We start from the raw sequence: 20,151 nt of genomic DNA on the forward strand, positions 1-20,151 counted from the left end.
TTATTATTCAGTTAATAAGTATTAAAAGAAGGTTTGCCTGCTTTACGTTTTCAACTTGACCGGATTATATATGAATTCAGGTCCCGCAAGCTGAAAACCTGTGCCATGAAAGCCCCCAGCTGAAAGCTTGAGGTATATATAACAAGAGGACCTGCGCAAACAGGTCCTCTTGTTATATATAGCAAATGAAAGTATTAGTCTTTATAGATGGCCACCTCTGATTTGCCTTTCTTTATATAGCCGCGGTACATACCGGCCGAGTTGAAAGGCATCGCGATGTTCCCGTTGCGGTCTACGGCAATCACGCCGCCTTCCCCACCGCGCTCCACCAGCTTCTTCATCACCACCTCATCGGCCGCTTTCTTCAAGGACAAGCCTTTGTAATCCATCAGCGAGGCGATGTCGTGGGCCACCACCGAGCGGATAAAGTACTCGCCGTGCCCGGTGGCGGACACGGCACAGGTGTTATTGTCGGCGTAAGTGCCTGCCCCGATGATCGGCACATCGCCCACGCGGCCGTAGCGTTTATTCGTCATGCCGCCGGTAGAGGTAGCCGCCGCCACGTTGCCATAGGCGTCCAGGGCTACGGCGCCAACGGTCCCGAACTTTTGGCCTTCCACGAAGATATTCTCGGTGCTGCCTGTGCCTCCGTTGTGGTCCAGTTCCGTCTTCTCTTTGTCCCTGATCTTCTGCAGTTGCTGAAAGCGCGTCTCTGTGTGGAAGTACGACGGGTCCACAATCTCCAGCCCTTTCTCCCTGGCAAACTTCTCTGCCCCGGCGCCGATCATCATCACGTGCTCCGACTGCTCCATCACGGCACGGGCCGCGCTGATCGGGTTACGGATGGTCGTTACGCTGGCGATGGCCCCGGCTTTTAGGGTTTTGCCATCCATGATGGCCGCGTCCAGTTCGTTCTTCCCCTCGTTGGTGAACACAGCGCCTTTCCCGGCGTTAAACAGCGGCGAGTCTTCCATCACGCGCACAGTGGCCTCCACGGCATCAAGGCTACTACCGCCCTTCTCCAGTATCGCGTAACCCGTCTTCAGCGCCTCGTTCAGTTTCTCTTTATAGGCATTTTCTTGCTCCGGCGTCATGTTGTCGCGGGTGATGGTGCCCGCGCCGCCGTGTATCACCAGCGTAATCTTATTATAGTCTGGCTTTGTCTGCGCCACACCCATATACCCGGCCAGCAGGCACAGACACAGGAAGTACAGTTTCTTTTTCATGATTTAGTCAGGGTAAAAGGTCACCACTTATACAGGATCGTCTATATGATGTTCTTAAAGGTATAGGTTTCGGCTGAGAAAAGGAATATCCACCGGGCCGGGCGGTTATATTCGTGAAGCGGCTATATGGTTGCTTTGGCTCTAAGCCTTATCTTCGGGACATGAAGCTGATAGACAAGCTGATTTCGATCGAGGTTCAGGACAGGCGCATACTGAGCACGCGCAGCAAAGGCAAGGCCCCTTTTTATATACCCGGCGGTAACCGCGAGGCAGGCGAGACCTACTGTCAAACAACCTTTCGCAAAATCGAGGAAAAGCTGGCGGTGCAGCTGGCTCCGGCTATGCTGAGGTTTGTCGGCAATTTCCAGGCGCACGGGCAGCGACCGCGGCAAGGTGCCGGAGCTAGACCGGATTATCCTCAGTTGGCTGAAACAACACGACCTGATTGATTAAATACCATCCTTTATATATGCCTGTTCTACTCCGCCTGAGGCACTGGCAGGCTTTCCTGCTCCTGTTCGTGCTCCCGTTTCTGCTGCAATACAGCCTGCTCCAACTCCTTCGTGCTGCATCCGTGGACCCGGGCTGGCTCAGCAGCCTTTTGCTGAATGCCTTGCCTTCGGTGGTTTATGTGCTGTGGCTGTGGCGGGTGGGTTTATTCCTCTTTTGGCGCTTGCCGGCAGCAGACAACAGCAGCCGGGTTTATTTTCACATGGGCGCCGTTTACTTTTTCCTCTACACGCTGCTGTTTATATACACCCTGACCCTTGTGAAGGAAAGCGTGCTGAATGGCAACTTCCCCTATGGCATGCTGTTGCTGCTCGCCCCGATGCACCTGCTGGCCACCTTCTGTTTTTTATATATGGTCTATTTCGCGGCAAAGGCGTTGGTGCGTGCCGAGCAGCAGCGAGACGTGCGCTTTGGAGAGTTTTCGGGCGCTTACTTCCTGTTCATGTTCCTGCCGCTTGGCATTTGGTTTCTTCAGCCCCGCCTGCATAAATTCACAACCGGAACGGGCAGGGCATGAACGCCAACGGCAGAAAGCCTAACAGGGGGTGTAACGGAAAAATAAATGCATAAATGTATATAGTATATATAATATACATAAGGCAGGCGCGTTTGAAGGTATAAATAATCGATATATAGCCTTTTTAGCGTTAAAATACTGGCCTGTGGCCTTTTAATTTCTCATATTTGCAAAACGAATCATTATTTACAACCCAAACAACAATTAACAAATCCACATGAAATTCAATTTCTTCAAAGCCTCCCTTTCCATGTTGCTGTGCGCAACACTGATGGCCTCCTGCGTATCTTCCAAGAAGTACGATGAACTGAACGCCAGCAAAGAAGCCCTTGAGCGCGAGCAGGCTGCCTCTAAGCAGAAAGTAGACGAGTTGACCGCCTCCCTGAAAGAACGTGAGCAGAAGCTTGCCGAGATGGAGCGTGCTATGAACGAGCAGCAGAAAATACTGGACAACCTGAAGAACGAGGTGAATGCTGCCCTGCAGGGCTTTAACCAGGGCGACCTGAGCGTGAGCGTGAAGGACGGCAAAGTGTACGTGTCGATGTCTGACAAGCTCCTGTTCGCCACTGGCAGCACGAAGGTGAACGCAGGCGGCAAAAAGGCGATCGACCAGCTGGTGGATGTGCTGAAGAAGAACCAGCAGGTGGGCGTGATGGTAGAAGGCCACACCGATGACGTGAGCGTAGCCAACGGCATGAAGTACATGACCGACAACTGGGACCTGAGCGTACTGCGCGCCACAGAAATCACGCGCATGATGACCAACAAAGGCCTCTCTCCTGACAGGGTGACGCCCGCCGGCCGTGCCTTCTACATGCCCGTAGACACAGGCCGCTCAGCGGAGGCGAAAGCGAAAAACCGCCGCACAGAGATCATCCTGACGCCGGATTTCTCAGAGATCTACAAGATCCTGGGCCTCCAGTCTTAATCTGAAACGCTATTCCATAGCAAAAGCCGATGCCTCTTTCCGGGGCATCGGCTTTTTTGTTGCTGGTTTTTAAATGGCTAAATGTCTAAATGGTTGAATGGTTGAATGGTTGAATGGTTAAATGGTTGAATGGCTGTTGATTACTGAAGGAGTTTGTTGCCATTGCTTTCAGCTAATACCAGTATCAAATGGGTTCTGCCTGTCTGTCCAACCACCCCCACTCCTCCTGGGGGGTGCAGCGGCCCTCTTTAGAGTTTAAGGCCGGGAGCTTTCCCTACTCCATCTCCTTCCTTCCTTTTCTCAAGCGCCTTGATATACACAACCGCCTGGCTGTTTTTGGTTATATAACGCTTTGTTTAGCTGCCATATCCTCCACTATAGTCTTTAAAGTTTGAGACCGCAGCAGCAGACTCCCCTCCTTGGACAAGGAGGGGCAGGGGTGTTTCGATTATGTTAGCACAGCGAGAAGGTGCAGCCCCTACTAGAAATGGGCAAGAAACCTTTATATATAGAGGCCCTGCAATCCTATAACCTACGGGGACATAGGAACGATCTGAGCTCTACCACTATCAGCTGATCTACGCTTATATGGCTTTTATCCGAAAGCATTATTCCCCTCTTGGGAGGGGTTGGGGTGGGTTTTAGTACCGCCTCCATTATATAGCGACGAGCATGCGCAGTACACAATCATTATGAGTATATGAACCGGCTCGCAGCTTCAAATCATTCCCCGCCTCTCCGAACAAAACAAAGAAAGTGCACTCCCGGCTGTTAAGTAAACAGTCCGCCATTCAACCATTTAACCATAAAACCATTTAATCATTCACACTCCCCTCCTTCGCCAGCCGGATAGCCTCAAACAACGCACCTGCCTTTTGCGAACCAATGAGCAGCGATTCCTTGTCGTAGAAGTGCAGCAGCACCCCTTCGTTGCCCGACATGTTGTAGGCTTTGCCTTTCATGCCCCACCGGATGCCCCAGCCGCCGTAATCGCGGATAGGCTTGTAGGTGATGTGCTCGTAGTTCCGGAGGGTGTGCAGCGGGATGCGTACCGGCCGCAGAATGAAGGGCCAGAAACGCACCTGCAGTTCCCCCGTTTGCACCACCGTGGTCATCGACATGCGGTAGAAAAAGAGTGGGAAGCCCAGGCCGATCAGCAGAAACAACACCACAAGCTGCACATCGGAAGCGGGTTTGCTGCCAAAGCTGTTGCCCAGCAACACCTGCCACACAAAACCGGCCCAGATGATGGCGGCCACGGCCAGCAGCACCACCCACAGCCACACCTGCCTGAAGCGCTGCCGTTCCCGGAAAAGTATTTGCGGCGCTGCCATGTTTGGGTTATAGGTTTGAAGACTTAGGACACAGGCCCTGCTTTGATTTCTTTCTTTACGGGAAGGAATATGTTGCAGCCATCGCCTCACAAAAAACCCGCCTGCTGTAGCAGCAGGCGGGTTTATATATAGCCCAGGACAAAATATATCCTGCATCCTGACGCAAGGTTTCTAAGCTTATCCGATCGCCTGCTCCAAGTCAGCCAGCAGGTCCTCGATGTCCTCCACGCCCACGCTCAGGCGGATGAGGGAATCGCTCAGGCCTGCCTTCAGCCGCTCCTCGCGCGGGATGCTGGCGTGCGTCATGCTGGCCGGGTGCCCGCACAGCGACTCCACGCCACCCAGCGACTCTGCCAGCGTGAAGAACCTGAACTTCTCCAGCACGCTTACGGCATCCTCCACTTTATCGCCTTTCAGCACAAACGATACCATGCCGCCAAAGTCGCGCATCTGCTGCTGCGCCACGTCGTGGTTTTTGTGATCCTCAAAGCCAGGCCAGAACACCTTCTCCACCTTCGGGTGGCCTTGCAGGAACTCCGCCACCTGGCGTCCGTTCTGGCAATGGCGCTCCATGCGCAGGTGCAGCGTCTTCAGGCCGCGCAGCACCAGGAAGCAGTCCTGTGGGCCGGGCGTGGCACCGCAGGCGTTCTGAATAAAGGCCAGTTGCTGCTGCAGGTCATCATCCTTCACCACAATCGCGCCCATCACCACGTCGGAGTGGCCGCCCATATACTTCGTGAGCGAGTGCATCACAATGTCAGCACCCAGGTCGAGCGGGGTTTGCAGATAAGGCGTGGCGAAGGTGTTGTCGGCCACCAGCAGCAGGTTGTGCTTTTTGGCAATCGAGGCGCAGCCTGCTATATCAATGATGTTCAGCAGCGGGTTCGTCGGCGTCTCCACCCAGATCATCCGCGTGTTTTCGTTCACCAGTGCCTCCACCTTGCTTAGGTCGCCCATATCGGTGAAGTGGAACTTGATGCCGTAGTTCTGGAACACCTTTGTGAAGATGCGGTAGCTGCCGCCGTACAGGTCGTTGGTCGAGATCACCTCATCGCCGGGCTTCAGCATTTTAAGAATGGCATCCACGGCCGCCATGCCCGAGGCAAAGCACAGGCCGTGCGTGCCGTTCTCCAGCGCCGCCAGCGCGTTTTGCAGCTGCGTGCGGGTGGGGTTGTGCGTGCGCGAGTACTCGTAGCCCTTGTGGTCGCCGGGAGAGCGTTGTACGTAGGTGGATGTCTGGTAGATCGGCGTCATGATGGCGCCTGTGGTTGGGTCTGGCTCTACGCCGGCGTGTATCGCTTTTGTTCCGAATTTCATATAGAAAGTGTGTTTTGTAGAATGGTCCGTAAGCTGCAAGTTAAAAAAATTAAGGCAGAAGAAACCATCCCCGCCCATATGCCTGCCAGGGACTCCCGAACAGCGCTTTCAAAGCCGCCAAAATCTTTTGTCCTTTGTATTCCGTCTATTGGGTAACAAAACCATTACAAAAAACCCGCATGAAAGTACTCCCCGTGTTGCGTACACTTATACGCGAAAATGCCTCTACGTTCGTCTCGATGCTGTTGCTGGTGGTGGTGCCGGTGGTGGTAAGCTCCACGCTGGCGGTGGTGCTGTACAATTACCAGGACCTGCTCGCAGGCCTGACGTGGGTGGAGATGCTGGTTTACTTTGCCGTGATATCCGTCACCATGGCCCTTGCCCTGACGCCAACCACCTTCGTGGCCCTGATCAGCGGCTTTTACCTGGGCTGGAACGGCTTTGCCGGCATCGTGGTGTCTTACGGCATTGCGGCGCTGGGGGGGTATGCGCTCGCCCAACTGATAGACCACGGCAAGATGATGAGCTTCCTGAACCGCTTCGAGAAAGCGCGTATCCTGATGCAGGAGCTGCGCCACGAGAGCTGGGTGCTGATCATCCTGACGCGCATCTCGCCGGTGCTACCCTTTGCTCTGATGAACTTCGTGCTCTCGCTGCTGCAGATAGAGAAGAAGAAGTTCTTTATCGCCAGCATTGTGGGGATGCTCCCGCGCACGCTCTTTTTCTTTTGGGTAGGCACGCAGGCGCGCGATGTGGTGTCGGTGCTGCAGGACCCGGACAGCGGTACCGGGGGCAAACTGCTGATGATCGCGCTGGTAATCATTTCGATAGGCGGGCTGTACGTGCTGTTCGACAGGGCTTTGAAGCGCGCCCTGCGCAAAGCGGCGGAAAAAAACAGTTAAAATCTTCCGCTGGCGCTTGCGTATAAGGGAAAAAGGCCTTTACTTTGCACCATATTCACCGAACAAAACGGTCACGTAGCTCAACTGGATAGAGCATCTGACTACGAATCAGAAGGTTAGGGGTTCGACTCCCTTCGCGACCACTTGAAAATCAAGCACTTACATAGAGAAATCTGGTAAGTGCTTTTTTGTTTGCATACTTTTTGCATACGATCATCAACAAAGGTACTCTACTCCAAGAAGCTTCTAAGGCTTCTACTATAGGAGAAGCTTATCGAGCTAAAGGTAAGCATGTATTCTCAGCAAGTAATTACAATAGAATTACAACCCAAAATTGTTTCCAAAGCAACACTGTAAACCTTGCGTCTTGGTGTTTTCACCCTTATTATAAAAATATTTTAAAGATTATGGTTTCCTAATATTTTATAAGTCTATATCTTGTTCGATAAGAATCAAACTCCAGCTATGGAAACTTTAGGGCTTGATATTGGCACCAATTCAATAGGGATGGGCATAAGTAGATACCGAGCAACATCAGATTTTAGCGTCCGGAACAGGAAGGGATAGACGTTGATGCTAAAAGTATGGCTGAAACACCCAAAAACGTTAAAAGACATAAGTACCGTCAGAAGCGCCGACAGATGTCTCTTCGACGCTAAAAAAAAGCCCATTGTTTACTCCTTACACTTCTGTTGATAATAAATAGAATAATATGGCTTCTTCTTAACTGATAGAAGTGACCTTCACTTTCACGTCTTTATCAAGGGTTTGAGTATGTAATAAACCTTGGAAGGCCATGTGTGTATAATTACTTCTATTGACTAAAGATCAACAATAAATTAGGCTTTATAGACCCTCACAAATCTGAAGCATAAGAAAGACCATATATCCTAATAATGTAGCTATGATCAACAACATTATGTTCGTCGGTGGAATTCACGGAGTAGGGAAGAGTACAGTGTGTAATAAAATATGCGAGGAATTAGGTTTTAAATATCTATCTGCAAGTGAGGTACTAAAGTGGAAAGATATTAATGAGGATGAAAAAAACAAGAAGGTACAAGACATACCCTATACACAGGATAGATTGATCAGAGGCTTGGCAATGATTGTCGAGCCGGAGTATAAATATGTATTGGATGGGCATCTATGCTTATTCAATGCGCAAGGTGATGCCACGAGAGTTCCAATTCAGACATTTGAGCAGATTAATCCTGTGGCCATTATTGTGATTACAGGAAACGAAGAATTGATTAAATCCAGATTAGAGAGGAGAGATAGAAAACAGTACGACCTAACTAGCCTTCAGAGGATGCAGGAGTTGGAAGAAGAGTATGGTAAAGAAGTAGCGAATGTACTTGGGATTGAATATTTAGAAGCATCTAATATAAATACCGATTCAGTAGTAAATAAACTTAAAACCATATCCTCACCCTTATGAAAGTACTTCTTGATACTAACATCATCATTCACAGAGAGGCTAGCAGCATCAGAAATAAAGGCATAGGTATTCTGTTTAACTGGCTTGACAGATTACATTTTGTTAAATGTGTTCATCCATTAACTGTTGAGGAAATCAAAAAGCACAGAGATCCTAAAACAGTACATACAATGGGTATAAAACTTGATCATTACAACGTGCTTAGAACGGAAGCACCCGTTAAGCCAGAAATAGCTGCCTTAAGTAAGGAGGTCGACAAAAACGTCAATGATGTAAATGACACACGCTTGCTTAACGAACTGGCTAATGATAGGGTAGATATCCTGATCTCCGAAGACAAAATTATTCATGTAAAAGCAAGTAGGCTAGGATTGGCCAACAAGGTTTTCAGGATAGAAACTTTTTTAGAGACTGTGATAGCCGAGCATCCGGAATTTGTGGACTATAAAACACTAGCCGTTAAAAAAGAATACTTTGGTAAGTTAGATTTATCTGATCCTTTCTTTGACTCATTTAGAAGAGACTATGAAGGGTTTGATAGGTGGTTTAATGGTAAATCTGACGAAATTGCTTATATATGTTCAGAAGCAGGAGAAATGATGGCTTTTCTCTTTTTAAAAGTGGAAGGGAAGACAGAAAATTATAGTGATATCACACCAGTATTTCCGAGAAAGAAAAGGCTTAAAATTGGCACATTCAAAGTAACCTTGAATGGCTTCAAATTAGGAGAAAGGTTCCTTAAAATAATCTTTGACAATGCCTTAAAGCAAAAAGTAGACGAAATATATGTTACAATCTTTGACAAAACACCAGAACAAGTTAGGCTAATACAATTACTTAATGAGTGGGGTTTTGAACAGTGGGGCACCAAAGCATCTAATACCGGAGATGAATTGGTCTTAGTAAGAAACTTTGAAAGATCTTTTTATAAGGAGAACCCTAAGCTATCTTTCCCATACGTGTCTACCAACACAGATGCGTATATAGTGCCAATTTATCCAAAGTATCACACTGATTTGCTTCCAGATTCTGTTTTAAATACTGAATCGCCCACTAATTTTATTGAGAATCAGCCACATAGAAATGCTATCAGCAAGGTCTATATCTGCCGCTCTCATGAGAAGAAACTAAAAGTTGGAGATAATATTATTTTCTACAGAACCGGAGAAACCTATCCTAAGATCTACTCAAGTGTAGTTTCAACCATTGGCGTGGTCGAATCAGTAATCACGGACATAGAAAATGAGGCAGAATTTATTGCCTTATGTAAGAAAAGGAGCGTATTTAGCGACAAAGAGCTAGCAGAACATTGGAATTGGAATTCCAGATCAAGACCTTTTATAGTTAACTTCCTATACACGTACTCATTCCCCAAAAGAATCAACCTCAAGCAACTCTTAGATCTTGAAGTTATTCCTAACATCAATAGTGTGCCACGTGGTTTTCAAAAGATTCCAAAAGATAAGTTCGAAGCAATCATTAGAGAGACCAGAACCGATGAGAGTATTATTATCCATTAAACCTGAATTTGCATTCAAGATATTCGATGGCTCAAAGAAGTTTGAGTTTAGAAAAGTTATTTTTAAAAAACCTGATATTAAAAGCATAGTAGTTTATGCTTCTTCTCCAGTAAAAAAGGTAATTGGAGAATTTGAAATTGACTGTATTTTAAATGCTGATTTGAATACTCTTTGGAAAGAAACGCAGGAGTTTTCAGGGATTACTGAAGATTATTTTTTAAAGTACTTTAACCAAAGAGAAGAGGGCTATGCTATCAAAGTTAAAACATTTAAAAAGTATAAGAAGCCCCTTTGCATAAAGGAAGATTTCCAATCTTTTCCACCTCAGTCTTTTATATATCTTACCTAAATATTAGAACTAATGTCTGTTAACCGGAGGAGTTCTCACATTCATAGTAAACTCCTCCATTCTTTGAATTCTAATTGTATCAAAGTTAAAGTAGTTCCGGAAAATTGGTGTTATTTAATGGCTCCCAACTAATTAAATATTATAGCTAGTGTATTCAAACAGCTTTATCATGGAGACAAACCGCTGTAGAAACAGACAGCATCAAAGATGGCTATGGTTCAATCTGGGTAGCTGTACGTTACCACAACAAGTAAGCCTCCTACCTTGTCTGTAAACAATGTTGAAATAGCATCTGGAATTTTAATTTAGTTAATTTCTTCATCAATGCTCCTTAAGGATCCGTGACTAGTAAAGCTCGTGCTAACAATAAGACCGGCGTATAATAGAACAACCGTTCCTGTGTAACTACAAAAAATATTCATGCAGTTTTAATCAATATAGTATCATCGATTCTAGACCTGAAATACTGCTCCGTCTCCTTATCTGTGAAGTAGACATAACAACCTTTCATACCCCTCGACATGAGCGTGCGGTAGGTGTTCTTTATGATAGATCTTACCAGACTCCTTGTTTCATCCGGATTCTCTTTCAGCCGCTTCTTGTAACCATGGACTGATTTGTCCATACCAGACCGTTTCGAAGGATCCACCAGTACATCACCTTCCCTGTATATCATATCCGGGCCTATGATCACACCTATGTAATCCACCTCCAGCCCCTGGCAGGTGTGGATGCAGCCCACCTCACTTACTGACTCCGGCTTCACAATCCACAGCATCCCGTCACTGCCCAGATTCCACCGCATGGCGAAGTCGTGTTCCGGAATCACAATGTCCATCTCCTGCGGGTTCTTCTTGCTTCTCCAGTCCCAGCAGTAACCGGCAACCAGACGGGCCTTGTTCGCCTCCCTGTTCTTCTCGTAGATGGCATCCCTCAGGGCATTGGGGTCATCGAAGATCCTGAAGTCATAACCGTCCTTTCCGTCCAGCATGGTGTTGGCTGTCTCCCTTATCTGCAGCACATCATCCAGCCACGCCAGGTACCCGTCAGAGCCTCCGCACCTGAACTGGGAGGTCAGCTCCAGTTTGTGAACGGTGGCGTTGTGGCGTATAGCCCATTTCTCGATCTCCTCCTCTTCACCGATATCGCTGAGCGTTACCTTCTGGTCCTCATCCAAAAAGAACACGGAGAATTTGGAGGAGCCGATAATCTCCTTTACCTGGTTCTCCCCCATGTTCTGAAACATGCCCGACTTCTCGTTCAGCCGGTGCGCCTCATCCACGATCAGCGCATCGAACATGTCAGGGCGCGTGCTGGTGAAGGCCCCTGACCCTGAAAAGAAGTTGGAGATCTCGGTCTTCTTCAGCGTACCTGTCAGCTTTGTCTCATACACGGTCCTGGGTGCGGAGTTCTTGGTCACGTACTGGGCCAGCAGCCCCTTCTTTGTCAGGGCCACCAGAAGGTTGATGGCCACCACGGATTTCCCTGTGCCGGGTCCGCCATGCACGATCAGCACGTTCTTGTTGGCCGGTGTCGATGTCTGCGCCAGCGCCAGTGCGGTCTCGTACACGATCTTCTGCGAGTCTATCATCACAAACTCCTGGTTTCCCTTCATCATGGAGGCCATGCTGTCAGCCAGACTCTTCGAGGGCTTAATTTTCCCGTTCTCGATCCGAAGGATCACGTCCCTCCTGTCACCGTGCCTGATGAAGCCGCTGATGAACTCCCTCAGCCTGAGCTTGTCTTCCTTGCAGAACACAGGAGCCTTCGCGATGTAGTCAGCGTAGAACGCATGTGTAATGAGGCCGTCATCCGTATAGTTGTGGAGATAGGCACAGGGTTTCAGCTGAATGTTCTCCTCGTACACCGTCTGATTGAAGCCGTTGAGGAGAGCAGAGTAGGACCATGCCTGGTAGCTCGGGTGAAGCTCCTCGCTCATGCCGTGCTTAAACCGCGTCCGCACCATGGCATCCTTCCCAGTCAGCTGTATCTCTGACCACTGCTTCAGCTCTATGAGGATGGCGAACTCCTCCCCTCCCTCACTCTGTCCGGATATGATAAAGTCTACCCTGTTGCTTGTTCTGGGGATGTTGTATTCGATGGCCACCCCTGCGTCACCAGGAATGTCATCTGTCCGCAGCACATTGGCCATGTACTGTAGGGAATTCTGCCATGACCGGTACTCACTCTCACCCACTCTCCTGTTGAGCTTCTTTTCAACCGACTCATGAATGATATCCTCGATGATCAGGTCATCAATGTCCGCAATGAACTCTCCTTTGGACTTCTTGTAAACGATCATAGGTCGGTGTACTTTTTGGCTGAGCCTTTGGCCTTAGAGATGGGGTATTTCGAATTGTTTGCTTCTATCTTCTCTTTGATTATCTCCGCCACGTCCAGCCCATGCTTCTCTGCCAATAGCAGACAGTAGGAAAGCACGTCCGCCAGCTCAGCCTTCAGCCTGTCTCTGTCCACCTCCTCATTCCCCTTCCACAGGAAAAGCTCCAGCAGCTCCGATGCCTCGATGGAGACTGCCAGGGCCAGATCCTTTGAGTTGTGAAACTGCTGCCAGTCGCGCTCATCCCTGAACTTCAGGAGCGCTGCCGTGATGTCTTTGATGTCGCTCATCTTACTTCTCTTTTTCAAGTTGTCTGGCCACAATGTACTCCCTGTCGAACGGAAGCTGCAGCTGCGGCAGGAACTCCGGCTCTGCGATGGCCCAGCTCACGTAGTAGTAGGCCAGCAGGTGGTAACCGGTGAAGGTCTTACCTGGGATCTTCGGCAACGTGTAATCCTTTTTCTCCGGTGTGATGCCGTACATGCCCTTCATGGCGACCTCATGCGCGATCACCTTCACTTCTTCCTTTGACAGCATCTGGAAGTATTTGAGCGCGTCCACCATGTACATGACCACGGCCATGTTCAGGTCCTTTCCCTGGTGCTGCTCGAGGAATGTCTTCATCCGCTCCTCTTCGTATGGGTCCGCCTCCCCCAGGTTCATGCCGCTCTCCTCCATCTCCGAGACAACCTCCTCGGGGCTTCTCCCTTTCCTGTGGGAAGTCTCCAGCACTAGCTCGAAGAAGCCGCTCAGCTCCAGGTCATCGGCCCAGTTCTGCACCAGCTCGTACTCCTCGGCAGCCTCGCGGTCATAGCGGTACTCTTCGAACTCCTCCATGAACTCCTCCGCTTGCCTCAGCTCTTTCGGTGTGGCGCTGAAGTCAGCCAGAAAGTCCACCCCGTAAAGGTCCTTCAGGTGCAGCGCGTTCACCAGGTTGTAGACCTTCGAGGCAGACACTACCTGCTTCGGTGCATGGGAGACGATCGTCTTGTCCGTGGTGGCCTTTATGCCCTCCTGCACCATGCCCATCAGCGAGAGGAACTGGTACGGCCGCAGCTCTTTGAATTCACTGTAAAGGTAGTCCTCAATAAAGAGGTCAATAGGCGTGTTGTACACCTGCAGGTTAAGACCGGTGAAGATGGAGGAGAGGAACCCTTTGACTGAGTCCTCAGGAAGCCCCTGCTTCCGAAGCCGCCTAGCGTCCTTCTCCATGGCCCTGTCAAAGGCTTTGCTGTGTACTATGCTGGTGGTGAACAGCTGGTTCTTCTGCACCTTTCTGGCCTCCGTCACCAGGTCCAGGTGCACCAGTTCGTGCATCACGAGGTGCTCCACGGCCGGATAGGAGGATTTGTAGCGGATGATGTGCCTGTCGCGGCTGTAGTTCTCAGCGAACTCAATTTTGGCGGCTGTGGCGATCGACTCATCGACCACCGTGTCGATCCTCGTGGCGGTCTGCTCCTCCAGCTTTCTGGTGTACCGCTGCATGACGCGCTGCCCCTCGCCCTCCTGCACCAGACGCTTCGCCAGGTTAACAGCCAGCCTCAGGCTCTCCGCGTAAAGAGAATCCTTTTTGGTGTTTTTCTTAATAGCGCTGAAAGCATAGCCAAACGCTCCTGATAAGTGTCCTTCGCTCTCCTCTGCCATGGCCAGTGCATGGTATGTGTTCGGGTACTCTGGGTCCAGGTCCTTTGCCTGAAGGAAGTAGTCAATAGCTTCCTTTTTTCTTCCAGCTTGCATCAAAATAGCCCCTATGTTGTTGAGCGTGATGTTATCCTCTGGGTTGGCTTTGGCAGCCTGTCTGTAGTAGGTTAGTGCCGTGTCGATGTCCTTGTGGTATCTGGCGAAGATGTTGCCCATCATCAGCAGTGCCCATCCGTTTTTCGGGTCCCAACGGAGTGCGTCGATGAGCGCGTTGACTGCCTCTTCCTGCTCTCCCTGCTCTGAGTAGATCTGGCCCAGGACACGGTGGTACTCTGAGACGTGCGGTGCCTTCTCGATCAGCGGGAGAAGCTTCTGCTTACTAGCCTCATACTTGCCTCTTTCAGCCAGGGAGACCACCTCCTGATACTCCTTCTGCTGCTGATCGATAAGGTCTGTGTCAATCCTGACCTCAACCACGTCGTCTTTCACTGTCACTGATGGCTTGTAGGGACCGACGGTGTAGTATGCGCTCATTTCCTCCTTCAGCACGTCTATACGCTGATTAGCGGCTTTGGCACGGGGGAACAACTCGAAAAGGAAAGGGTCAATAGGGTGTATAATTACCATGGAGTCTGTATTCTTTTTTGCCTGATTGTCCCCTGAAGGGACAGACCATGGGCATAAATACAAAAGAGCTAAATATACCGCAGCTATGCAATCAATGTCGGTTCGATATGCCTTTCTTATTCAACTTTGGTCCTTACTTGAATACACAAGGGGGGTATACGCGTGTCTACTTTACAGTACCACCGCCATGCCGTCTCAGCTCGTTTCCGAGTATGACCAGACGCCAGAAGGTATCTGCGTTTTCGGGGTAGGGTATGACTGGGAAACCGTCTTCATGTAAGTCCACACAAGAATCTCCATTGGAATGCCTCTTGAGGACGCCATGGATGTAATCCAGTATGTCTGCCGGTGCAAAGCTTAGCCTGAAATCCGTACGCAGTTCGGGACTGCCGACAAAGCATACCCTGCCTTCGTCTTCCTTTTCGGGCACAAAGGCCAGCCCCAGGGCAGCAGTTATCCTCCCGACAATGTCAGTGTCCAGGTTGGGACTTCTAATGCCGGTCTGCTGTTCTCCCTGGCGTGATCCGGTTTCAGGGTAGGAATAGAGTGGGAATACCCACAACGTCTCTTCCCCAAGAAGGGATGTGGGGCTGGTAACAATCTGGAAATCAGAGCTGTCGGTATCCTGCTGCCCACAGGAAATGTACACCAAGCTCTCGTTCATCAACTGCCTCAGGGAAAGGTCACCGGTACCTGACTGCAGTGTATACCTGCTGTTTTCCCTGAAAAGGTCTGAAACCGGAAAGCCGTTCGTGTACATGTAAAAGCGTTAAGGGTTAGTGATGAGACATTCTGCTCATACGGTTTTAATGACGTGCCTTTTTACAGTAGGCACCATAGGGAACAAACGTTTCAAACCCTCAGGCAGACACATTATGCTGCTCATCAAAGTCACAGATCAAGGGCAGGTGGTCGCTCATCTTCAGCCACATTTCCTTCGCTCCTATTCCGAATCCTGACAACCTGCTTGAGAACGCCATGCTGCCTAAAAAATAATCTATATGATAAGGCCTTTCCTGTTTTCTATTCATAAAGAAGGTAGGGTTGGTTTCCTTTCCCTGCCCTTCCTTGAAGAACCGGTGGTACAGGCTTTCAATCCCAAGTTCATGAAGCTCTCTCAGCACATCCGAATGATTCCACCATCTGTCCCATTCATCCCAGATGGCATTGCTGTTCAGGTCCCCTGCCAGCAGAATCTTACCGAAGTTCCCTTTGTTTACTTGCAGGTACTTCCACATTTGTCCGATGTAGCCAAAATTGGGGGAGTTGTTGTGATGCGCCCAGATGCCCAGTAACTGAAAATCCTTGTTGATCAGGCAGGGTAAGAAGTATTTGACATAATGGTCCTTATATATGTTACTCCAGTAAAGGGGTTCTATCGCCAGATCATTCCTTACAAATATGCCGAGGCCCTTGTTCCTGTTTTCTCCGATCCACAGGTGGTTCCCTGCCCATTCCACATAGCCATGGTCCTGTGTCCGCAAAGGATCTTCACACTCCTGGATGACACAGATGTCGGCCTTTAAAGCTGCAAGGTGTACATGTTTCTTCCTTAATGCTCCGTTACAGTTCCAGGTTACGATTCTCATTCCTATAGATTTCAGACAGCTGAATGCACCTCTGCATGACCACGCTGCTGTGAGCTAAGCTTCCTGATCAGCTCTTCGCCGCTTAGCGTAGGCAGGTGCATATTATCTGTACAAGAAAAATATAAAATTTTATAAAATAGTATAGGATGCCGCATTTCAGGAGCAAAAAAATTGGCAAGAATTATATACATGGTCCCGTAACATTATAGGGGTAGGTCCCGGTGGGTGGTGGTATGAGGATACCCATACCGGGGTGGGTGAGCGGCCTGTTTTTGGCCCTTCCGGTAGTTTCAGGCTAAGTTATAGCTAAAATATAGTCGTGTGGAGCCGGAGGTGGGTTCTCATGTAAAAATAAGCAGCACTAAACTGCCTTAAATACTAATAATGGTGCTAAAAGGCACTTCAAATCCCTGTTATGGTACGTATAAATTTCCCTTCATCCCTTCTTGGGATATACCCCTTAAACAGCTGGCTGGCGGATCAAATTCATGGGGGTTCTGCCAATTCCTTTGCCCCTGATCCTGTTATTTATTCACAAAGCAGTCATACCGTTGAAACTACTTCTCAGCCCTACGCCGCTTTGTTTGTCAATATCCGCCAGTGTAGAGGTAAAATATACCAGACGATACCTGCGCCACTGCAGCACATCTGACCGGTGAGGCCTGATGACTACCTTAGTCTGTGGTCATCAATGTTTTAATGATTCATGAATGGATAAGCAACAAAGGGTATATCCTTTTATAGTGGACTTCGCCATCAGAACAGAATGTCAACTACAAAATGCATCAGCGCTCCTGTAAGCAGAGGTTATGATGCTTGGCGATATCAGTGGAAGCCTTCGGCTCATTCCTCATACCTTCCCTGAGGATCGAGCTTTAGCACCCACACCTGAGAATGGTCAAAGTAACCAGCCGCAGAGTATCCTGCCACCATGTAACCCTTGTCTGGGTTCTGCAGCAGATCAACGCCGTAGCTTCCTTCCCATTCGCGGCCATACCAGTGCTCCCACTCCTTGTTCCCACCTGAGTCTAGCTTGTAGATGCCAAAGAAAATATCATAAACTGACTTCACATAGCCAGTGAGAGCATAGCCGCCGTCGTCAGTCAGAGCAATAGACCCTGTCTGGAAGGAAAAGCCGTTATCAATGGACTTGTCCAACAGCGCACTGCCACTCCCATCGATCCTGATCACACGCATATCGCTGAAGTCGTACGCCCCCCAGCTGCTTCCACCGATAACGTACCCTCCGTCCTTTGTCGCCTTCAGCTTTGCAGCGAAGTCATATCTTCTGTCCCCGTAAGTTTTTTGCCAATGAATATTTCCGCTTGGGTCCGTGCTGATCACCCAGAAGTCCATGTCACGGTCAATGCTTCTCTCCGACTCTTCTTTTTCTGCACCGGAGTATTCCGTCTGACACAACAACACGAATCCTCCGGAAGGAGTCTGCACGATGTCCCTGCCCATGCTATACTTTGAGGACCCGTACCGCTTCTCCCAGAGCTGGTTTCCGCCCGCATCCAGCTTTAACAACAGCGCCTGTGTCGTCACGTTCTGGCTAATGGCCTTCTTCCGCCCTATCTCACCTATTACAACAATACTCCCGTCACTGGCTTCTATGACCGAGCTGAAGACACAATCCAACAGGATTTCCTTCTTCCACAGCACATTCCCCTTGGCGTCCGTCTTCAGAATGAAGTTTCTCGCTGCGAGTATGAACCCCCTGTCCATTGTCTCTGATACGGCGACCTTCTCACCCGCTATGTTCAGTTCGTGGATAACCTTCCATTGCTCATCACCCACAGAGTCAATCTTCATCACAAACATGATCCACTGGTCCAGGCCAGGCTTGTACGTGGTTCCGGCAATGACATACCCATCGTCAGAGGTCTTGCAGAGGGAGCCGGTACGGGAAGCATCGTCGCCTATGCTGTAGTGCCTACTGAACGTAGTGTAGGGACTTTTCGTGGTGAAGAAAAAATTTGAGCGCGCGGAGTTCTTCTGCGGGTCGTGGGCCAGCACGTAGCCTTCATACCTTGTCTCAGGGGCGAGTTCCCCGGCAACGAATGATGCAGAGTCGAGATCTGTGGCCAATTCCCGTCCGTCCAGCACAACAGAGTAGGTCACTTTATCCTTCTCCGGATCGGTTGCCTCCGTCCAACTGATAAGGGCTGTGCTCTTTGTGATGTCTGAGACCTCTACGGTGAAAGCCGCAGGAGGATCATTGGTGGGCTTTGGCCGTGTGGGAGCCGGAGCCGGTTCCCTGTCGTTAGTACAGCTCAGGAGGATGGTGTTTAGCACCAGTAAGGTAATAAGCCATGTGTGCTTCATATCGATTATCCTTCAACGTCGGTGTTTTCTGTGTCAGATTATCACAGAGGTAGCTGTCCTGTATTGAGTACAGGCAGTAAAGCAGGACAATATAGCAACGATAGTATATATATTATAACTAATGCTAATGTAAGGGATATACAGGAAAGCGGATAAGCACCACTGATGGTTCCCAAAGGATTGCATGGGTGGGTATCCGGTAGTGGGAAGTGAGCGTTTTCAGCCTGTTTCCCATGCACCATAACCATTCCAAATTAACTTTTAGGCCTGTATCGGGCTTTATGGCTAAAAGAGACTGTTCAGGTGGGTTTGAATAAGAGGGCAACGGTACAAGGCAGTACTTAAATATTAATTATATATTATAATATATATATATATTAGAGCGCCATATGCATATGATAAAATGAACCACGAACTTATCGTAAGATACATAACCGATGACGAGGAAGAAGAGCCATCCAGTCACTGGTTCTACAAAAGAGGCATAAACTGGCTGAGTTTAAATGAGGCGTTAAAGGAAGCCGTCCTTGAGGTCACCTTTCTTGATGAGAAGGAGACGCTGCTGAATGTATTCTACGGTAATAGGGATGGCATGGAGCTGACAGCTGTCGTGACAACTCAGGGGGAAGTCATATGCAAGGGCCTGCTCGAAGTAACAGAGCACATAGAGCGACACAACCTGTTCATCGTCTACTTCAGGGGCTGCTACGCGAACGGTGACCTGTTCTACTATTATGGGCTGCAGGAGACGGCTGATTATTTCATGGTCATCGACCTGAATGGAAGTGTGATAGTGGAACCTCGCGAAAGCCATATCGAGTACGATGAGGAGGAGGAAGCTTTTTACATCGGGAGCAGTGAAGAGGCAATACCTGTCTCAGAACTACTGGAGAAGGAAAGCATCAACTTTAGCTGGTAACTCTCTCTTACATGGGGACAGTCTGCGACCTGCCTCTATTTTCATGGAGAAGCACAACAGCCTGAATGGCCGATGCACCCTGCTTCATCAGCAGTAAGGCTTGCCGTGTTAGCACTCTGGGCCACCAGCGACCTATAAGCCAAGCACAGGTCAAATACCCCGCTCTTAAATCAGGAATTGTGCTCAATATGAATAAGCCCCGTAGTGGCATCACAGCGGAAGTGCAGGAACTTCTAAGGACTTTCTTTGCCGGCGCTCGAAACGCGCATACATGACCGCGTAAGCTATGCCCGAAGCCCTTTAACTGGTGGCGTGTTGGGTGGCGTAGACACGAAGGCGAAGAAGGAGATAACCGCCCTAGCCAATGGGACAGCAGGGAGTATGATATAATAACGCAGATACATTGTTACGTAGAGACTTATTGTAGAGAAGAACAATGTAAAGCTAATGTCGGAACTCCTGAAAGCCCCAAAATTGGCCCCTCAACATGAGGTGAAACCGGTAAAGGGGAAAACCATAGAGAATGATGTGCCGTTGAACGTTCGCTTCCATATGGACCTGTTAAAGTTGGTAGAGGCCTATGCTTTACATCCTATGTTTGTCACTAATCCTGTAAGTATCCTTTTTCCCTTTTGTTGATTGGGTTGAAAGTTTATCAGAAACAG

General features: G+C 49.1%; 17 protein-coding genes and 1 tRNA gene. 9 read left to right on the plus strand and 9 right to left on the minus strand.

The features are described 5' to 3' along the window. Nucleotides 1-194: 194 nt before the first annotated feature. On the minus strand, nucleotides 195-1,226 hold the full coding sequence (locus tag ABD920_RS23870) for an isoaspartyl peptidase/L-asparaginase family protein (RefSeq protein ID WP_425568687.1): 1,032 nt from the start codon (nucleotides 1,224-1,226) through the stop codon (nucleotides 195-197). Between the two features lie 161 nt (nucleotides 1,227-1,387). On the opposite strand from ABD920_RS23870, the gene ABD920_RS23875 reads away from it, so the two are divergent. The 3 genes from ABD920_RS23875 to ABD920_RS23885 all read left to right on the plus strand — a co-directional run bounded on the left by ABD920_RS23875 (nucleotide 1,388) and on the right by ABD920_RS23885 (nucleotide 3,181). Further along, entirely contained in the window at nucleotides 1,388-1,675 is a 288-nt protein-coding gene (locus tag ABD920_RS23875; RefSeq protein WP_345163261.1) for an NUDIX hydrolase, read from the plus strand. Nucleotides 1,676-1,695: 20 nt separating this feature from the next. Then, a complete protein-coding gene (locus tag ABD920_RS23880) occupies nucleotides 1,696-2,253 on the plus strand; it encodes a hypothetical protein (protein ID WP_345163265.1) in 558 nt (185 codons plus the stop codon). A gap of 217 nt (nucleotides 2,254-2,470) precedes the next feature. Beyond that, nucleotides 2,471-3,181: an OmpA family protein gene (locus ABD920_RS23885; RefSeq protein ID WP_345163267.1), complete on the plus strand. Its 711-nt coding sequence runs from the start codon at nucleotides 2,471-2,473 to the stop codon at nucleotides 3,179-3,181. A gap of 815 nt (nucleotides 3,182-3,996) precedes the next feature. Here the strand turns inward: ABD920_RS23885 and ABD920_RS23890 are convergent. Beyond that, the gene (locus ABD920_RS23890) at nucleotides 3,997-4,515 is read right to left on the minus strand and encodes a DUF6141 family protein (protein WP_345163270.1); all 519 of its coding nucleotides are present in this window, start codon (nucleotides 4,513-4,515) and stop codon (nucleotides 3,997-3,999) included. A gap of 177 nt (nucleotides 4,516-4,692) precedes the next feature. After that, the gene (locus ABD920_RS23895) at nucleotides 4,693-5,910 is read right to left on the minus strand and encodes a cystathionine gamma-synthase (protein ID WP_345163273.1); all 1,218 of its coding nucleotides are present in this window, start codon (nucleotides 5,908-5,910) and stop codon (nucleotides 4,693-4,695) included. A 101-nt stretch (nucleotides 5,911-6,011) separates the two neighbouring features. On the opposite strand from ABD920_RS23895, the gene ABD920_RS23900 reads away from it, so the two are divergent. The 5 genes from ABD920_RS23900 to ABD920_RS23920 all read left to right on the plus strand — a co-directional run bounded on the left by ABD920_RS23900 (nucleotide 6,012) and on the right by ABD920_RS23920 (nucleotide 10,044). Beyond that, entirely contained in the window at nucleotides 6,012-6,734 is a 723-nt protein-coding gene (locus tag ABD920_RS23900) for a TVP38/TMEM64 family protein (RefSeq protein ID WP_345163276.1), read from the plus strand. A gap of 69 nt (nucleotides 6,735-6,803) precedes the next feature. After that, a tRNA-Arg gene (locus tag ABD920_RS23905) sits at nucleotides 6,804-6,877 on the plus strand. A gap of 761 nt (nucleotides 6,878-7,638) precedes the next feature. Continuing rightward, nucleotides 7,639-8,175, plus strand: coding sequence for an ATP-binding protein (locus ABD920_RS23910; protein ID WP_345163278.1), 537 nt, complete (start codon nucleotides 7,639-7,641; stop codon nucleotides 8,173-8,175). Next, nucleotides 8,172-9,695, plus strand: a complete 1,524-nt coding sequence (locus tag ABD920_RS23915; RefSeq protein WP_345163281.1) for a PIN domain-containing protein — start codon at nucleotides 8,172-8,174, stop codon at nucleotides 9,693-9,695. Before ABD920_RS23910 ends, ABD920_RS23915 begins: the two co-directional genes overlap by 4 nt. Further along, nucleotides 9,673-10,044, plus strand: coding sequence for an ASCH domain-containing protein (locus tag ABD920_RS23920; RefSeq protein ID WP_345163284.1), 372 nt, complete (start codon nucleotides 9,673-9,675; stop codon nucleotides 10,042-10,044). The genes ABD920_RS23915 and ABD920_RS23920 overlap by 23 nt, the downstream gene beginning before the upstream one ends. A 418-nt stretch (nucleotides 10,045-10,462) precedes the next feature. On the opposite strand, the gene ABD920_RS23925 is transcribed toward ABD920_RS23920, so the two are convergent. The 6 genes from ABD920_RS23925 to ABD920_RS23950 form a co-directional block, all read right to left on the minus strand. Then, nucleotides 10,463-12,346 (minus strand): DNA/RNA helicase domain-containing protein, encoded by a 1,884-nt coding sequence (locus tag ABD920_RS23925; RefSeq protein WP_345163287.1) that lies wholly within the window; start codon nucleotides 12,344-12,346, stop codon nucleotides 10,463-10,465. Then, nucleotides 12,343-12,672 carry a nucleotide pyrophosphohydrolase gene (locus ABD920_RS23930; RefSeq protein WP_345163290.1) on the minus strand — a complete coding sequence of 110 codons (330 nt, stop codon included), beginning with the start codon at nucleotides 12,670-12,672 and terminating at the stop codon, nucleotides 12,343-12,345. Before ABD920_RS23930 ends, ABD920_RS23925 begins: the two co-directional genes overlap by 4 nt. A gap of 1 nt (nucleotide 12,673) precedes the next feature. Further along, on the minus strand, nucleotides 12,674-14,650 hold the full coding sequence (locus ABD920_RS23935; protein ID WP_345163293.1) for a tetratricopeptide repeat protein: 1,977 nt from the start codon (nucleotides 14,648-14,650) through the stop codon (nucleotides 12,674-12,676). Nucleotides 14,651-14,816: 166 nt separating this feature from the next. After that, entirely contained in the window at nucleotides 14,817-15,410 is a 594-nt protein-coding gene (locus ABD920_RS23940; RefSeq protein WP_345163296.1) for a type ISP restriction/modification enzyme, read from the minus strand. A gap of 100 nt (nucleotides 15,411-15,510) precedes the next feature. Next, the gene (locus ABD920_RS23945) at nucleotides 15,511-16,239 is read right to left on the minus strand and encodes an endonuclease/exonuclease/phosphatase family protein (RefSeq protein WP_345163299.1); all 729 of its coding nucleotides are present in this window, start codon (nucleotides 16,237-16,239) and stop codon (nucleotides 15,511-15,513) included. A gap of 843 nt (nucleotides 16,240-17,082) precedes the next feature. Continuing rightward, on the minus strand, nucleotides 17,083-18,567 hold the full coding sequence (locus tag ABD920_RS23950; protein ID WP_345163302.1) for a fibronectin type III domain-containing protein: 1,485 nt from the start codon (nucleotides 18,565-18,567) through the stop codon (nucleotides 17,083-17,085). Nucleotides 18,568-18,970: 403 nt separating this feature from the next. Between ABD920_RS23950 and ABD920_RS23955 the strand changes: the two genes are divergently transcribed. Beyond that, nucleotides 18,971-19,486 carry a hypothetical protein gene (locus ABD920_RS23955; RefSeq protein ID WP_345163305.1) on the plus strand — a complete coding sequence of 172 codons (516 nt, stop codon included), beginning with the start codon at nucleotides 18,971-18,973 and terminating at the stop codon, nucleotides 19,484-19,486. The last annotated feature ends 665 nt before the right edge of the window (nucleotides 19,487-20,151 follow it).

Origin of the sequence: Pontibacter saemangeumensis, from assembly GCF_039541895.1 — a bacterium.
GTDB classification, from domain to species: domain Bacteria; phylum Bacteroidota; class Bacteroidia; order Cytophagales; family Hymenobacteraceae; genus Pontibacter; species Pontibacter saemangeumensis.

Coding starts and splice junctions, on each gene's coding strand:
- ABD920_RS23870 (WP_425568687.1), bottom strand. CDS start 1,226: ATGAAAAAGAAACTGTACTTCCTGTGTCTGTGCCTGCTGGCCGGGTAT.
- ABD920_RS23875 (WP_345163261.1), top strand. CDS start 1,388: ATGAAGCTGATAGACAAGCTGATTTCGATCGAGGTTCAGGACAGGCGC.
- ABD920_RS23880 (WP_345163265.1), top strand. CDS start 1,696: ATGCCTGTTCTACTCCGCCTGAGGCACTGGCAGGCTTTCCTGCTCCTG.
- ABD920_RS23885 (WP_345163267.1), top strand. CDS start 2,471: ATGAAATTCAATTTCTTCAAAGCCTCCCTTTCCATGTTGCTGTGCGCA.
- ABD920_RS23890 (WP_345163270.1), bottom strand. CDS start 4,515: ATGGCAGCGCCGCAAATACTTTTCCGGGAACGGCAGCGCTTCAGGCAG.
- ABD920_RS23895 (WP_345163273.1), bottom strand. CDS start 5,910: ATGGGCGGGGATGGTTTCTTCTGCCTTAATTTTTTTAACTTGCAGCTT.
- ABD920_RS23900 (WP_345163276.1), top strand. CDS start 6,012: ATGAAAGTACTCCCCGTGTTGCGTACACTTATACGCGAAAATGCCTCT.
- ABD920_RS23910 (WP_345163278.1), top strand. CDS start 7,639: ATGATCAACAACATTATGTTCGTCGGTGGAATTCACGGAGTAGGGAAG.
- ABD920_RS23915 (WP_345163281.1), top strand. CDS start 8,172: ATGAAAGTACTTCTTGATACTAACATCATCATTCACAGAGAGGCTAGC.
- ABD920_RS23920 (WP_345163284.1), top strand. CDS start 9,673: ATGAGAGTATTATTATCCATTAAACCTGAATTTGCATTCAAGATATTC.
- ABD920_RS23925 (WP_345163287.1), bottom strand. CDS start 12,346: ATGATCGTTTACAAGAAGTCCAAAGGAGAGTTCATTGCGGACATTGAT.
- ABD920_RS23930 (WP_345163290.1), bottom strand. CDS start 12,672: ATGAGCGACATCAAAGACATCACGGCAGCGCTCCTGAAGTTCAGGGAT.
- ABD920_RS23935 (WP_345163293.1), bottom strand. CDS start 14,650: ATGGTAATTATACACCCTATTGACCCTTTCCTTTTCGAGTTGTTCCCC.
- ABD920_RS23940 (WP_345163296.1), bottom strand. CDS start 15,410: ATGTACACGAACGGCTTTCCGGTTTCAGACCTTTTCAGGGAAAACAGC.
- ABD920_RS23945 (WP_345163299.1), bottom strand. CDS start 16,239: ATGAGAATCGTAACCTGGAACTGTAACGGAGCATTAAGGAAGAAACAT.
- ABD920_RS23950 (WP_345163302.1), bottom strand. CDS start 18,567: ATGAAGCACACATGGCTTATTACCTTACTGGTGCTAAACACCATCCTC.
- ABD920_RS23955 (WP_345163305.1), top strand. CDS start 18,971: ATGAACCACGAACTTATCGTAAGATACATAACCGATGACGAGGAAGAA.